The 14,246-nt window shown below is 63.6% G+C and carries 17 protein-coding genes; 13 read left to right on the top strand and 4 right to left on the bottom strand.

All coding sequences use genetic code 11. The features are described from left to right. Positions 1-10 precede the first annotated feature (10 nt). The 4 genes from E4Z66_RS00835 to E4Z66_RS00825 are packed head-to-tail and all read left to right on the top strand — an operon-like array spanning position 11 to position 3,070. Positions 11-1,099 carry a 4-oxalomesaconate tautomerase gene (locus E4Z66_RS00835; protein ID WP_136461046.1) on the top strand — a complete coding sequence of 363 codons (1,089 nt, stop codon included), beginning with the start codon at positions 11-13 and terminating at the stop codon, positions 1,097-1,099. Between the two features lies 1 nt (position 1,100). Continuing rightward, positions 1,101-1,916 carry a universal stress protein gene (locus tag E4Z66_RS00830; protein WP_136461045.1) on the top strand — a complete coding sequence of 272 codons (816 nt, stop codon included), beginning with the start codon at positions 1,101-1,103 and terminating at the stop codon, positions 1,914-1,916. Positions 1,917-1,927: 11 nt separating this feature from the next. Next, entirely contained in the window at positions 1,928-2,089 is a 162-nt protein-coding gene (locus E4Z66_RS19555; protein WP_168797692.1) for a hypothetical protein, read from the top strand. Positions 2,090-2,092: 3 nt separating this feature from the next. Beyond that, positions 2,093-3,070 (top strand): D-2-hydroxyacid dehydrogenase family protein, encoded by a 978-nt coding sequence (locus E4Z66_RS00825; RefSeq protein WP_136461044.1) that lies wholly within the window; start codon positions 2,093-2,095, stop codon positions 3,068-3,070. On the opposite strand, the gene E4Z66_RS00820 is transcribed toward E4Z66_RS00825, so the two are convergent. After that, the gene (locus E4Z66_RS00820; protein ID WP_136461043.1) at positions 3,042-4,103 is read right to left on the bottom strand and encodes an AbrB family transcriptional regulator; all 1,062 of its coding nucleotides are present in this window, start codon (positions 4,101-4,103) and stop codon (positions 3,042-3,044) included. The two genes, E4Z66_RS00825 and E4Z66_RS00820, sit on opposite strands and share 29 nt — an antisense overlap. A gap of 73 nt (positions 4,104-4,176) precedes the next feature. Here E4Z66_RS00820 and E4Z66_RS00815 point away from each other — a divergent pair, with 73 nt between their 5' ends. From E4Z66_RS00815 to E4Z66_RS00775, 9 genes are all read left to right on the top strand, one after another. Next, positions 4,177-4,905 (top strand): GntR family transcriptional regulator, encoded by a 729-nt coding sequence (locus E4Z66_RS00815; protein ID WP_136461042.1) that lies wholly within the window; start codon positions 4,177-4,179, stop codon positions 4,903-4,905. Continuing rightward, positions 4,902-6,311, top strand: a complete 1,410-nt coding sequence (gene tcuA, locus E4Z66_RS00810) for an FAD-dependent tricarballylate dehydrogenase TcuA (protein ID WP_136461041.1) — start codon at positions 4,902-4,904, stop codon at positions 6,309-6,311. The genes E4Z66_RS00815 and tcuA overlap by 4 nt, the downstream gene beginning before the upstream one ends. Further along, entirely contained in the window at positions 6,301-7,374 is a 1,074-nt protein-coding gene (gene tcuB / locus E4Z66_RS00805; RefSeq protein WP_136461040.1) for a tricarballylate utilization 4Fe-4S protein TcuB, read from the top strand. The genes tcuA and tcuB overlap by 11 nt, the downstream gene beginning before the upstream one ends. Before the next feature lie 211 nt (positions 7,375-7,585). Continuing rightward, entirely contained in the window at positions 7,586-8,107 is a 522-nt protein-coding gene (locus E4Z66_RS00800) for a PRC-barrel domain-containing protein (protein WP_168797691.1), read from the top strand. Positions 8,108-8,187: 80 nt separating this feature from the next. Then, positions 8,188-8,604, top strand: coding sequence for a hypothetical protein (locus E4Z66_RS00795; protein ID WP_136461038.1), 417 nt, complete (start codon positions 8,188-8,190; stop codon positions 8,602-8,604). Beyond that, the gene (locus E4Z66_RS00790; RefSeq protein WP_136461037.1) at positions 8,601-8,996 is read left to right on the top strand and encodes a phage holin family protein; all 396 of its coding nucleotides are present in this window, start codon (positions 8,601-8,603) and stop codon (positions 8,994-8,996) included. Before E4Z66_RS00795 ends, E4Z66_RS00790 begins: the two co-directional genes overlap by 4 nt. Next, on the top strand, positions 8,989-9,753 hold the full coding sequence (locus E4Z66_RS00785) for a DUF3618 domain-containing protein (protein WP_136461036.1): 765 nt from the start codon (positions 8,989-8,991) through the stop codon (positions 9,751-9,753). The genes E4Z66_RS00790 and E4Z66_RS00785 overlap by 8 nt, the downstream gene beginning before the upstream one ends. After that, the gene (locus E4Z66_RS00780; protein ID WP_246035819.1) at positions 9,750-10,694 is read left to right on the top strand and encodes a YihY/virulence factor BrkB family protein; all 945 of its coding nucleotides are present in this window, start codon (positions 9,750-9,752) and stop codon (positions 10,692-10,694) included. The genes E4Z66_RS00785 and E4Z66_RS00780 overlap by 4 nt, the downstream gene beginning before the upstream one ends. Before the next feature lie 3 nt (positions 10,695-10,697). Beyond that, positions 10,698-11,792 (top strand): AI-2E family transporter, encoded by a 1,095-nt coding sequence (locus tag E4Z66_RS00775; RefSeq protein WP_136461035.1) that lies wholly within the window; start codon positions 10,698-10,700, stop codon positions 11,790-11,792. On the opposite strand, the gene E4Z66_RS00770 is transcribed toward E4Z66_RS00775, so the two are convergent. From E4Z66_RS00770 to E4Z66_RS00760, 3 genes are all read right to left on the bottom strand, one after another. After that, complete coding sequence (locus tag E4Z66_RS00770; protein ID WP_136461034.1) at positions 11,785-12,420, bottom strand: exopolysaccharide biosynthesis protein; 636 nt, start codon at positions 12,418-12,420, stop codon at positions 11,785-11,787. The genes E4Z66_RS00775 and E4Z66_RS00770 overlap by 8 nt on opposite strands. Beyond that, on the bottom strand, positions 12,395-13,963 hold the full coding sequence (locus tag E4Z66_RS00765) for an FAD/NAD(P)-binding protein (RefSeq protein WP_136461033.1): 1,569 nt from the start codon (positions 13,961-13,963) through the stop codon (positions 12,395-12,397). The genes E4Z66_RS00770 and E4Z66_RS00765 overlap by 26 nt, the downstream gene beginning before the upstream one ends. An 84-nt stretch (positions 13,964-14,047) precedes the next feature. Beyond that, positions 14,048-14,242, bottom strand: a complete 195-nt coding sequence (locus tag E4Z66_RS00760; protein WP_136461032.1) for a CsbD family protein — start codon at positions 14,240-14,242, stop codon at positions 14,048-14,050. Between the last annotated feature and the right edge of the window lie 4 nt (positions 14,243-14,246).

Raw genomic sequence — 14,246 nt, 5'->3', positions numbered from 1 at the left:
AGCGTTGGACATGACGCAAACGGGTATCCCCTTCTTCTTCATGCGGGGTGGCACCTCGCGCGGGCCCTATTTCAACCGCGCGGACCTGCCCGAAGACCTTGAGACGCTGGCAGACGTCCTGATCGCCGCCGTGGGATCGGGCCACCCGATCAATATCGACGGGATCGGCGGCGGCGTGGCGGTGACGACCAAGGTCGCCATGCTTTCGGCGTCCGACGACGATTGGGCCGACGTCGATTATTTCTTTGCGCAGGTCTCGGTCGAGGATCAGCTGGTCGATTTCAAACCGACCTGCGGCAACATCCTGTCAGGGGTGGGGCCCGCCGCGATTGAAATGGGCCTGATCGCGCCGCAGGGCGACGTGACAGAGGTCAAGATCCGCGCCGTCAACACAGGGGCCAAGGTGCTGGCCAAGGTGCAGACCCCCGGCGGCGCGCTGACCTACGAGGGCGATGCCCAGATCGCGGGCGTGCCGGGCAGCGCCGCGCCAATTGCCCTGAATTTCATGGGGGTTGTCGGATCATCTACCGGGGCGTTTCTGCCCACCGGCAACCTGCGCGACAGCTTCGACGGGATCGAAGTCACCTGCATGGATGTGGCGATGCCCATGGTGATTGCCCGGGCCGAGGATTTCGGCCTGACCGGGCACGAAAGCGTTGCCGAACTTGACGAGAACAGAGAGTTCTTCGCCCGGATGGAGGCCGTCCGGCTTCAGGCGGGGGCGGCGATGGGGATGGGCGATGTGTCCAAATCCGTGACGCCCAAATTCGGCCTACTGGCCCCGGCCAAATCCGGCGGCACGATTGCGACGCGCTATTTCATGCCGTGGACCACGCATCCGTCGATGGCGGTGACCGGCTCGCAATGTCTTGCGTCCTGCGCACTTACGCCCGGCAGCGTCGCCGACGGCCTGCTGAGCCGTCCCAATGAAAACCCGGCCAATGTGGTGTTGGAACATGCATCCGGCACCATCGAAGTGCTGGTCGATTTCGACATGGCGGATGGGTTCTCGCTTAACTCGGCCGGGCTGCTGCGCACGGCCCGGAAACTCGCGGATGGGCGTGTCTATGTCCCGTCGCACATCTGGAAAGGTCACTGATATGCCGATCATGAACCTTCTTGTGGCGTTCAATGGGTCCGCCCAATCGGAGGCCGCGCTGCGCTATGCCGCATCGCTGGCCAAGGATCGCGGTGCGCATGTGACCGCCCTGCTCGCCCATTCCACGCATGAGGTGATCGACCGCCGTTCGCGCTGGATCCCGAAAGAAGCGCAAGAAATCCTGACCGCCGCCAACAAGGGGCTGATCCAAGAGATCGAAGATCGGTTCAACGCGCTGCGCGCCACGCTGGACCTTGGCGATGCGCTCAGCTTCGAGGAAAAGGCCGGCCGCGTCGATACAGTGCTGTCGGAAGCCGCGCGGCATTTCGACATGCTGATCGTGGGCGCGCATAGCGAGGATGACGACGAACATGTGACGCTGCACCCGGACCGGATCGCGCTGCTGTCCGGACGGCCCATCATCGTGGTTCCCGCAGGCTATGATGCGGGCGCGCAGCACAATCACGCCGCTTTAGCCTGGGATGGGGGGCGCGCCGCTGCGCGGGCGCTTTCCGACAGCCTGCGCCTGCTGGAAAGCGACGGGCGCGTCAGCGTGCTGACAATCGGGCATCGGACCGATTGGCCGATCAACGATCTGATGACCCATCTGGCGCGTCACGACATCAAGGCGGTGCACGAGAATTTTCCCGGCAGCCACCCGGTCGCGGACACGATCCTGTCCTATTGCGCCCGTCACACGCCCTCTCTTCTGGTGCTGGGGGCCTATGAACATTCCAAGTTCCGCGAGGATTTCTTTGGCGGTGTCACCGGCGATGTCCTCCGCAACATCCAAATCCCTGTCCTGCTGTCTCACTGAGGAAGACGACAATGACCGATTACGACAAGCTCTGCATGGCAAAGCGGCAACTCGAAGACCTGCGCGCGGATCTGGCTGGCAAGATCGCCACCGATCCTGCCGCGGAAAGCACGCTGATCGATCTGCACGCACGTGTGAGCAAGGCGCTCAAGGCGCTGACAGCGCAGGCCTGAGCGATGAAAGTCCATATTCTCGACGATTGGTTCGACACGCTGCGCGCCCTGCCCTGTTTTTCGCTGCTGGAGGGCCATGATGTCACCGTCTGGACCGATCATGTCGAGGACGAGGCAGTTCTGGCGGAGCGGTTGCGGGGCGCCGATGCGGTGGTGCTGTTCCGGGAACGCACCCGCGTCACCCGCAGCTTGCTGGAACGGTTGCCGGGGCTGAAGCTGATCTCGCAGCGGGGCGTTTATCCGCATGTGGATGTGGACGCCTGCACAGATCACGGCGTGCTGCTGTGTTCCAAAACCGGCGGCGCCGGCGCGAATTACGCGGCGGCGGAACTGACCTTTGCGCTGATGCTGGCGGCGATGCGGCAATTGCCGCAGCAGATGGCCTCTGCCAAGGCGGGGGGCTGGCAGATGGGTGTCGGGCGCACGCTGCGGGGCCGTGTTCTGGGCCTTTATGGCTATGGCCGGATCGGGCGCGTTGTGGCCGACTATGCCCGCGCCTTCGGGATGGAGGTCGTCTGGTGGGCCTCGCCCGAGGGGCGTGCCCGCGCCCAAGCCGATGGCGAAACCGTGGCCCAAAGCCGCGCCGCCTTCTTTGGTCAAAGCGATATCGTGTCGCTGCATCTGCGGCTGAAACCCGACACACGGGGCATCGTCACGGCCGAGGATCTGGCGCTGATGTCGCCGCGTTCGGTTCTGGTGAACACGTCGCGCGCCGGGCTGATTGCTCCGGGCGCGTTGCTGGACGCGCTGAATGCCGGGTGTCCCGGCATGGCGGCCACCGATGTCTTCGATAGCGAGCCGCTGACCGATCCGGCCGATCCGCTGCTGGCGCATCCGAACCTGATCGCCACGCCGCATATCGGTTTCGTCACGGAAGACGAGTTCGACACGCAGTTCGCCGACATTTTCGCGCAGATCAACGCCTATGCGAATGGCGCGCCGGAGAACATGGTCAATCCAGAGGTCTTCGCCGCCGAATGATCCCGGCCACCAGCGGTGCGCCGACGATCACCAGCACGATCCGGGTCAGGTGGTGTGTGATGACAAAGCCAAGGTCCGCGCCGGACACGATGGCCAGAACCGTCATCTCTGCCTGACCGCCGGGCGCGAAGGCAAGGAAGGCATCCACCGGATCGCCCAGCCCAAGGTTGGACACGAAGACGGTGAAGCCTGCCGCAAGCAGCGCCAGCACAAGGACATAGGCGACACCCGCCGCCACGACCCGCGTCAGTTCCGACCATGTGACGCCCAGAAACTGCACGCCGATCCCACAGCCGATGAAGAACTGCGCGAACAGGATCGCCTCACGCGGGGGGCGGATATGGATCAGCCCCGCCAGTGACAGCGCCGCCGTCACGATCATCGGCCCAAGGATGGACGCGCCGAAAAGGCCGATCCGCTCCCCGCCCTTCCAGCCGATCAGCGCCGCCGCAACCATCAGCGCAAGCTCCATCGCGGGCACTTCGCTGACAGGCGCGCCAATCGGGTTGGTCAGCCCCGCGCCATAGACAGAGGTCAGGAAGACCGGCGCCAGTGTCACGATGATCAGCACCCGCGTCGCATGGACCAGCGACAGCGCACGTGGATCGCCGCCCGCTTCGCTGCCGAAGATCACCATGTCCTGCAACCCGCCCGGCATCGCCGCGTAATAGGCGGTGGGCGCGTCAAAGCCCCAGATCCGGCGGAAAAACGGCACGCCGATGCATCCGATAAGCGCGATGAACAGGGGCACCAGCGCCACTGACATCGCCATGCGCGGCAGCTCCGCGAACAGGGCCGGTGTGATGGAGGCCCCGACCGCCACCCCCAAAATCGTGCGCGCCGCGACAGAGACCTGCCCGAAGCCTTGGATCGGCACATGCGCCAGCGCCGCGATCAGGCACGCCGCCATCGGTCCGAACAGGAACGGCAGCGGCAAATGCAACCACCAGAACAGCCCCGCCCCCGCCGCGGCCAGTGCGAGTGTCAGGGCGCGTCTTTGCCAGACAGAGCGGGAAAGTGAGGGGGACGACATGACGCGTTTCTTCCTTGTTGACAGCCTATGTACGCACTTGTATCCACCTGTATGCAATTTGCAAGGACCGATAATGATCGACCCGGATGACAGCCCCAAGACCGGCACACATAGCGGCACACAGACCGACCCTGTGGCGGGTCCTCAGACCGGTCCGCAGGGCAACTCGGCCTATCGGCAAATGCTGTCCGAAATCCGCGAGGGCAGCCTGCTGCCCGGGGATCGTTTGCGCGAAACCGAACTGGCCCAGCGCCTTGGTGTCAGCCGGACCCCCGTGCGCGAGGCGATCCGCCAGCTGGAGGCCGACGGGCTTGTGGCCCATGTCCCGCGCACCGGCGCGACCGTGCGGCGGCTGGATTACCCCGAGGTGATGGAACTTTACGAGATGCGCGCGGTTCTGGAAGGCACGGCGGCGCGGCTGGCGGCGCGGGCGGCCTCCGATATCGAGTTGGAAGAACTCGCAGCGCTGCATGACCGGCTTGCCGCGACCGGCGATCCCAAGGAAGCGGCGCGGCTCAACCGGGTGTTCCACGCCACGCTGCTGGATGCGGCAAAGAACCGGTTCCTGTCCAAATCCATGGGATCGCTGCAAAAAGCGATGATGATCCTGGGGCCGACCATGCTGTCGGACAGCGCCCGGGCGGAAGCGGCGGATGACGAACATCGCCGCGTGCTTGACGCGATGGCGGCACGCGATGGCGCGGCGGCCGAGGCAGCGATGCGCGCACATATCGAAGCCTCGCAACGGCTGCGCATCCGCACCCTGCGCGAACGCGAACGTGGTACGGAAGATGACGAATGAAAGGGCCAAAAGTGAAAGCCTCTGAGCAAACATGGGATCTCGTCGTGATTGGCGGCGGCAATGCCGGGCTATGCGCGGCGATCACGGCGGCGGAGGCCGGGGCACGGGTTCTGATCCTTGAAACCGCGCCCAAGCCCTATCGCGGCGGCAACTCCCGCCACACCCGCAATTTCCGCTGCATGCATCACGGCCCGCTTGGTCCGCTGGTCGAATCCTACACCGAAGAGGAATACCTGTCGGACCTGCTCAAGGTGACGGATGGCAAAACCGATGAGGGGCTGGCGCGGCTGGCGATCCGAACATCGGAAGAATGCCTGCCATGGATGCAGGATCACGGCGTGCGCTTTCAGCCATCGCTGTCGGGCACCTTGTCGCTTGCCCGGACGAACGCCTTTTTCCTTGGCGGTGGCAAGGGGCTGGTCAACGCCTATTACCGCACGGCCCAGGGGCTTGGCGTGCAGGTCGAATACGAGGCCGCCGTCACCCATCTGGAGCTCGACGACAACCGCGTCGCGTCCATCACCTATACCCAGAACGGCGAAACACACCGCCTTAGCCCCACATCGGTCGTCGTCGCCGCGGGCGGGTTTCAGGCGGATACGGATTGGCTGGCCCGCGCTTGGGGCCCGGCGGCGAAGAACTTCCTGATCCGTGGCACGCCCTATAATCGCGGGGTCGTGCTGGCCGATCTGCTGGATCAGGGGATCGAACAGGTGGGCGATCCGACCCAATGCCACGCGGTCGCCATTGACGGGCGCGCACCGAAATTCGATGGCGGCATCGTCACGCGGCTGGACTGCGTGCCGTTTTCCATCGTCGTCAACAATCAGGCCGAACGTTTTTATGACGAGGGAGAGGATGTCTGGCCCAAGCGCTATGCGATCTGGGGCCGTCTCGTCGCCGCGCAGCCCGATCAGGTCGGCTATGTCATCATCGACGCCAAATCGCTGAAACTGTTCATGCCCTCGGTCTTCCCGCCGATCAAGGCCGACACGCTGGAAGAACTTGCCGTGAAGATGGACCTGCCCCCCGAAAAGCTGCGCGCCACGGTGGCGGAATTCAATGCAGCCTGCGGCGACATATCGGGGTTCCATCCGACGGAACTGGATGGGGTGTCCACCACCGGGTTGACGCCGCCCAAGACCAACTGGGCGCGCCCCATCACCGATCCGCCGTTTTATGGCTATTCGCTGCGCACCGGCGTCACCTTTACCTATCTGGGTCTGAAGGTGGACGAGAATGCGCAATGCTCCATCGGGAACCGCCCGGTGACGAACCTTTGGGCGGCAGGTGAAACCATGGCCGGGTCGATCCTTGGCCAAGGCTATCTGGCCGGGTTCGGCATGACCATTGGCACCGTATTTGGACGTATCGCCGGCAAGGAGGCCGCAGCCCATGCAAACTGAATTGCTCGCCGAAGCGCGCCGTCAGGCCGAAATCTGCAATGCCTGCCGTTATTGCGAGGGGTATTGCTCTGTCTTTCCGGCGCTTCATGCGGAACGCGCCTTTTCCGATGGCGACCTGACGCAACTGGCCAATCTGTGCCACAACTGCCGGGGGTGCTATTACGCCTGCCAATACACCGCGCCCCACGAATTCGAACTGAACCTGCCGCAAGCGCTTGCCAATGTCCGCCAGGACAGTTGGGAAGAGTTCGCATTTCCGCAATCGGCGGCGCGGGCCTTTCAGAAAAGCGGCGTGATGATCGCCGTTGCAACCGTGCTGGGCTTTGCCCTGCTGTTCTGGGCCGCGCAGGCCTTGGCCAGCATGGGCGGCGACGGGTTCTATGCGGTGCTGTCGCATAATGCCATGGTGGCGATCTTCCTGCCGGCCTTCCTGTTCCCGTTGGCCAGTCTTGGCCTGAGCCTGCGCCGATATTGGCGGGCGACGGGCGGCGAACGGCTGCGCCTGTCGGATCTGGTTCAGGCCTTTGGCGCCGCCGCGAACATGCGCAACCTGTCGGGCGGGCATGGCGATGGCTGCAACTTCGAGGATGAAGACCGCTTTACCCAAGCCCGCCGCGCGGTCCATCAGGCGGTGATGTATGGGTTCCTGCTGTGCTTTGCCTCCACCAGCGTGGCGACAGTGATGCATTACGGCTTCGACATACCCGCCCCCTATGGGTTGCTGTCGCTGCCCAAACTCTTGGGCCTGTCCGGCGGCGTGCTGCTGGTGGTCGGCTGTTTCGAGATGATCCGCCTGAAACTGAAATCGGACCGGCATCTGGGCGCCGCCCATGCCTGGGGCGGGGAAATCGGGTTCATCGGCCTTCTGGGGTTCGTCGCGCTAAGCGGTCTGCTGCTCTACGGGCTGGGCGAGACCGCCGCGATGCCCGCGCTTTTGGTGCTGCATCTGGGGGCGGTTCTGGCGTTCTTCCTGCTGACGCCTTTCACCAAGATGGCGCATGGGTTCTACCGCCTTGCCGCGCTGACCCGCGACGCGCAAAGGGTCAGAAAAACAACGCCTTAACGCACATACGCAGATCGAAAAACAGGGCCGGACCGCAACGTCCGGCCCTTTTTGCATGCGCTTTGCGTGCCCTTTGACCCGCCCTTGCCCCTGCGCAAGTTCACGCCGCGTCAACGCGCATGACGGGAAAAATTTTCGGAACCATCCGTCCCGCGCTTCGTTGACTGGACATACAGCAATCACGCTGAACACTGCAAAAGGAGGTCAGACCATGAAACATGTTCTTATCGCATCCACCCTTCTCATCGGCACCGGCGCGCTGGCAGACAGCCACTCTGCAGCGGAGACGGAGATGGAAGACGACTCCAACTATTCCAGCAATCTGAGCAGCACCAGCACTCAGCTCGGCGAAACCGAAATGGCCGACACCAACGCCATGAATTATGGCGGCATGATCCGCACCAGCGCCCTGACCGGCGGCGACGTGTATACGGCGGCCACGACGGAAGGCTACAAATGGGATGCGGAAGTCGAATTTTCCGAGATCAATCCCGAATGGAACCGCATCGGCGAGATCAAGGACGTTGTTCTTGACAGCAACGGCCAGATGATTGGCGTCATCGCCGAAGTCGGCGGGTTCCTCGATATCGGTGACAAGCATGTCATGCTGAAGCCGGCGGAATATGCGATGGTTCAGGAAGGCGACGACTATGATGACGTCGTGTTCGTGACCGGCCTGTCGAAAGACGCGCTGACCGACCGCGAAGACATGACCGAGGGCATGTTCGACTAACCCTCTCTTCCCCCTACCCCCGGAGCGCCTGCGCGTTCCGGGGTTTCCCTGCACACCTGCACCCGAGGAAGGATACCCCCATGACAAAGTCCGATACCAAAGCCGAGCGCCTCGATGAGGTTGTGAACGAAACAGCAAACGCGGCGGAAACCACGGCCAAGAGCCTCAAGGATGGCGTGTCGAGCATTGCAAGCTCCGCGCAGGCCCAAGCCGACGCCACCGCCGACCAGATCGCAAGTTCCGTTGACCGCGCCTCCAGCACGCTGCGCAATGCGGCGTCTTCGCTGCGGGACGGGTCTTTTCAGGAACGCTCCTTCGGGCAACTGGCCGCGGGCCTTGCCGATGCGGCTGATGCGATCCGCGACAAGGATTTGGGCCAGCTTGGCCGCGACGTATCCGGTTTTGCCAAGCGCAATCCGGTGGTCTTCGTCGGCGGCGCGGCCCTGCTGGGCTATGCCGTCGCCCGTATGATGGCCGACAATGGGGACCGGTCATGAGCGATCGCGATCCCAGAAGCACGCTGGCCGTGCTGGTCGATGTCCTGCGCCAAAGCGCAGGGCTCGCCCAATCGGAAGTGCAGCTTGCCAAGGCCGAGATTGGCGAGAACCTGTCTCGTGCCGCCTTGGCTATCGGCCTGATGCTGGCCGCTGCCGTGATGGCGATGATCAGCCTCAATCTGCTGGCGGGCACCTTGGTGACGCTGCTGATCGCCTGGGGCCTGTCCGCCACGGCGGCTGCGCTGATCGTCTGCGCGGTCTTCGGGCTGGTCGCCGTTCTTCTTGTGATGAAGGCGATGAGCGATCTGCGCGCCTCCAGCCTGGCCCCGACCAAGGCAATGGCAAGTATGCGCCGCGACGCCCACGCAATCCGGGAGCACGCCCATGGCTGATCTTGAGCATCTTCAACGCGAAGCGGCGCAAAACCGTCTGGAGCTGACCCAATCGCTCAGCACGTTGAGCGAACGTCTGACGCCCCAGAACCTTGCTGCCGAAGCCACGCAGCATGTCGCCGCCAGCGGATCGGATTTCGTGAAATCGCTGGCACAGAACATCAATGGCTCAGGCACCCAGCCGATCGTGACGACACTGATCAGCACCGGGTGGGACTGGCTGCGCACACCGAAGAAACCGGTCGCGCGCTTCCGCCATGACGCCCCGCCAGAGCCGATAACCCCCGCTGCGGCACAGGCTGCCGCGCAGACCCAGACACAGGAGACCGAACAGATGACAACGCATCCCGGAACCTTCGAGAAAGCTCAGATCGAACTGAGCAAACTGCGCCATCAGGCGCGTGACATGCGCGCCCGCATCGCGGAAGGCACCGAAGAGCTTAGCGAAGAGGCCCGCGCCCGCGTCATTGCCGCGCGCGAGAAAGCCATCGCCACTGCCGAAGCCGCCGCAACCAAGGGGCGTGACGCCACACGGCGCGGCACGGATTTCGTGCAGGAAAACCCGCTGGTCGTGGGCGGTATCGCCCTTGCCGTTGGGGCCGCCGTGGCTGGCGCGATCATGTGGAAGCGCAACAATGACCATGACCGCGAAAGCGCCTTTGCCGAAGCTGATGCCGTGCTGGAGGATGAGCTTTCCAAGGTCAGTGGCCGCGACCGCACCGCCGTCATTGCCGACCTGAACGAGTCGAGCCGGTGATCGGACGCGGACGCGCCGCCCGCCGCCCGACCCAAATCCCCGCATCGGGGTGGCTGGATATCGGTGCGCGCGTTTGGAAGCGGATCGGCGAGGACCAACTCAGCCTCGTCTCCGCGGGCGTCGCGTTCTTTGGCCTGTTGGCCATCTTCCCGGCGATCACCGCGATCCTCGCCATCGCCGGGCTGATCCTCGACCGCGAAACCGTCGTGGCGGAGCTTGAATCGCTGCGCGGCGTGGTTCCCGGGGATGTCCTTGAAATCATGACAGAACAGGCAACGTCAGTCGCCACCTCGCAAGAGTTGGAACTGGCGTTGCTTGTGTCTGTCGGGCTGGCGCTGTGGTCCGCGTCACGCGGCGTGAACGTGCTGTGTGATGGGCTGAATGTGGTCTATGACGAAGACGAAGCGCGCGGCTTTGTCGCCAAGAACCTTCAGGTCCTGGGCCTGACTGCACTGATCATCCTTGGTGTTGTGCTGGGGCTTGCCGCGATCCTTGGCATCCCTGTCCTTCTCGCCTTTCTTGACCTTGGCACAGTCAGCGAAGCCATCACGCGCATCGGGCGCTGGGTTGTGCTGGCCGGTATGACGATTGCCGGATTGTCGATCCTCTACCGCTTTGGCCCGTCGCGCGCGAACCCGAAATGGAACTGGGTGTCCTACGGGGCGGTGCTGGCCTGCATCCTGTGGGTCGCGGCCTCTGGCGCGTTCACCGTATACGTAGAGAATTTCGCCGACTACAATAAGAGCTTCGGCGCAATCGCTGGCGTCATCATCCTGATGATGTGGATGTGGATTTCGGTCTTTGTTGTGCTGATCGGAGCAAAGGTGAACGCCGAAATGGAACATCAGACGAGCATTGATACGACGACCGGCGCACCGGCCCCGATGGGGGAACGTGGCGCGGTCAAAGCCGATACGCTTGGCCCCGCGCGGGATGCCTAGGCGATGGACCGCGTACATTGGTCCCTGATCGGGATTTTCCTCATCCTCGCCATTCACATGCTCAGCTGGGCGGCGTCCTTTCTGATCCCGATCACCGCAGCGCTGCTTGGCTTTCTGCTGGTGCTGCCGACCGAACGCTGGCTGTCGCGCAAGGGTGTGCCTAGCGTCGTGACCGCCAGTGTCGTCACGATCGGGCTGGGCACGCTGATCACGACGGTCATTCTGTCGGTATCCAGCCCCGTCATGATGCTGGTCGATGACCTGCCCCAAATGGTGCGGGAGCTACGCGCCGACATTTCCGCCATGGGCGGGGAAACCATCGAAAAGCTGCAAGAGGCCAGCGAAGCGGCCGAAGAGATGATGGATGGCGAGACAGATGACACGCCCGCCGTCGCCGTCGAAGAGCGCAGCGGTCTGCTGACCCAGGCGGCGCAGATCGGACCGATCTTCGTGGCACAATTCGCGCTGACGCTGATCCTGATGTTCTTCATGATTTCTTCCGGCTCTACCTTTCTGCGCAAGCTGGTGGAGGTGGCACCCGATTTCCAGGACAAGCGCGCCGCTGTCGTCGTAGTGGACCGCGTGTCCGACAAGCTGGGCACCTATCTGGGCGGCATTACGATGATCAACGCCGGTCTGGGCATATGTATCGGCCTTGCGATGGCCTTTCTGGGGCTGCCAAACCCGATCCTGTTCGGCTTTATCGCCTTTGCCTTCAACTTCATCCCCTATCTCGGCGCGATGGCAGGCGCGAGCCTTGCGGCGCTGGTGGGCTATGGCGAAAGCGGCGAGCTTTGGTCCGCCGCGCTGGTTTTCGGCACTTATATGACTTTGACCTCGCTCGAAGGGCAGTTCCTGACGCCCTACCTGATCTCAGGCCGGCTGCGGCTGAACCCGACCGTGGTGTTCATCACGGTGGCTTTCTTCGCATGGCTCTGGTCGGTGATGGGAATGCTTGTGGCGGTGCCGATCCTGATTGCCAGCAAGATCATTCTGGACGAGGTGCCGGCAACCCGCGCCATCGGGTTGTTCCTGGGCGGCGAAGATGACCAGATCGACCGCTCTGACCGCGCCGGCGGGGCAACGAAGCCTAGCTGAGCCAGATCGCAACCACCAATGTCACCAGCGTGAACCCGTACCCGATTGCCGCGATCAGGCCGTCGCGGCTCATCAGTGCCAGTCCGAAGGCCAGCGTGGCGAGGGCTGCGGGCGTTACTGCGCCGGGCAGCAGCGCCAAGGGGAAGAACAGCACGGCAAGAAAGGCGGTCGCGGCGATCATCGCACCGCGCGCGAGCTTGCCTTCGGTCAGGAATGTCAGCCGCCCGGCAAGGTGATGATCGACCCATTTCGCCGCCGACATGGACTTGTCGATGGCCTTGTCGATCTTGTCACTGTCCAGCTCTACATCGCGCAGACGCTGCGGCGCCCAGATGCCGCCATCGGCGAACAGCGACTGGCCGATCGCAGCAATGATCAGCACCCCCGTCGCGATGGAAGCCCCGGGCAGCGCGCCGATAATCGGCAGGGCGGCGACCACCGAGAAAAGCGTGATGAGCACCCCCAGTGATCGTCCGCTGAACGCATCCAGAAGTTCACCGACCTTTACATCGCCGGAACCTGCGGTGTCTTTCAGATCGTCAAGGATTTCATGCAGTTTCATCTCTCCGCTCCGCTCTGTAACGTCGTGGGTCGGTTGGCGTTCACCGGTCTGCCGGCCGCGTTGCATGGGCGGCGAAGGCTGCGGTGAAGGTGCCAAAGCAATCGTGGATCGAATCCGTCGCTATTGCGCTGCCTTCGGTCAAGCGGCCCAGAAAGTAGAGCCCCGGCACCGGCTGATCGTCTTGGCCGACGGGTTGACCATCGGGCGTGATGCGCACGCCCGCGCCTTTATCCAGTGCGGTCAGCGCGCCGTCAGAGACAAGCCCAGTGACCAGCGGATCGGTGACGCGTGCCAGATCGGGCGCGGCCAGGACCGCGTTGACCATCACCTGCGCTGTGGTTTCTCCATCAAGGCGCCAGCCGGACTGCGACACGTCGATATCGGGATCATCCGCCACCCCCAGCCGGACCAGCCCTGCCTCGACCAGGGCAAGCAGCAGGGCGGCGCTGCTGACGGGCGGGCCGTAAGAATACCGTTTCAACCCGGTGTCGAAGCCCAGAATCGCCAGCCGAGTATCGACGCGCCCGGCATGAGCGCGGAAATCCTGCCGTAGTTGCGGCTGCCATTTGCGCCAGATCTGCCCCAGCGTATAGCCGACCGAAGGCGCCGCGCTGCCCGTAGCCATATCGATGCCACTGCGTAGGGCCGCAACCGGATCGTCGCCGCGCTGCGTGCCGGGGGCGTCCCGCTCTGTCTCCAGCCACGCGCGCGCGTCCTGCCCGGTTATGCGATGGACCGGGGGACATAGGGCGGCAGTCAAACTGTCCAGGGCTTCGTCCGGCCCCTGCCCCAACGCCGTTTTCAGCGCATCGCGAAGATCGGCCAATTCGCCGTCCAGCAGGTCAAACCCCGGATCGACAGCTTCCACTGGTTTGGGCGCTGGCGGCATCCCGTCAAGCGAGAACGGCACGATCGCGCGCGGCTCATTGCCCGAGGCGCGATAGACCTGCCCGTCGAATGCGCCCCCTTGGCCAAGCGTCAGGATGGACACCACGTCAAGGGTCGACAGCGCCAGCCCGCGGATCGCGACGGTCTTGTCCGACCAATCGCGTGCGGCGGCCAAAAGCTCGCGCGCAGGATATGCCTCTGTCAGTGTCAGGTTATGGGTCGCGGCGGCGCGCTGCCATTTGGAGATTTGCGCGTCGGGCGCGGTGCGCGGCTGTCCAAGGGTCAGCAGCACCGCGTCAAAGGGGCCGACCCGCCCACCATCATGTTCCAAAAGCCAGCGGTCATCATCCCGAACAGCGCCAGTGATGCAGCTTTGATGCAGCCGAAGCGCCTCTGGATGCGCTGCCATCAGCGCGGCCAACCGGTCATTGAAATAGCTGCCAAGCTCTGCGCGCGGCGGATAGGTATCGGCGTCTGTGACGCGGCTCCATACATCGAAGGTGGGAAAGTCAAAGCTGCCCGGCGCGGGCAAATCAATCGCGCGCATGGGCAGGTTGATTTTGCACAGGTCGGGTTCTTCCGGGTGGAAATTCGGCCCGGCGGCGGGGGCCGTTTCGGGATCGAACACGTCGATACGCACCGCGCCGCCACTTTCGCGCAGCAGCGCTTCGGCGGCGGCCAGCCCGCGCGGACCAAACCCAATAATCGCAATATACTTCATATGCTTAAGCCGCCCTGTTCCCGCAAAACATGAACGGCGCCGGCATCATCTGACACCAGCGCCGTTTGTCATGTCACGCGTGCATCAGCTGCGCAGCCATTCGTTGACCGCCTCGCGCGCTTCTTCCTTGGTCTGACCGTACCGCTCTTGCAGTTTGCCTTCGAGAGCTTCGCGGTCACCGTCGATCTGATCGACTTCGTCATCCGTCAGCTCGCCCCATTTGCTTTGGACGTCGCCTTTGAATTGCTTCCACTTGCCTTGGATTTCATCCCAATTCATCGTC

Source organism: Aliishimia ponticola (assembly GCF_004803475.1).
Taxonomy (GTDB): Bacteria; Pseudomonadota; Alphaproteobacteria; order Rhodobacterales; family Rhodobacteraceae; genus Aliishimia; species Aliishimia ponticola.
This window is presented reverse-complemented; position numbering and strand designations above follow the sequence as displayed.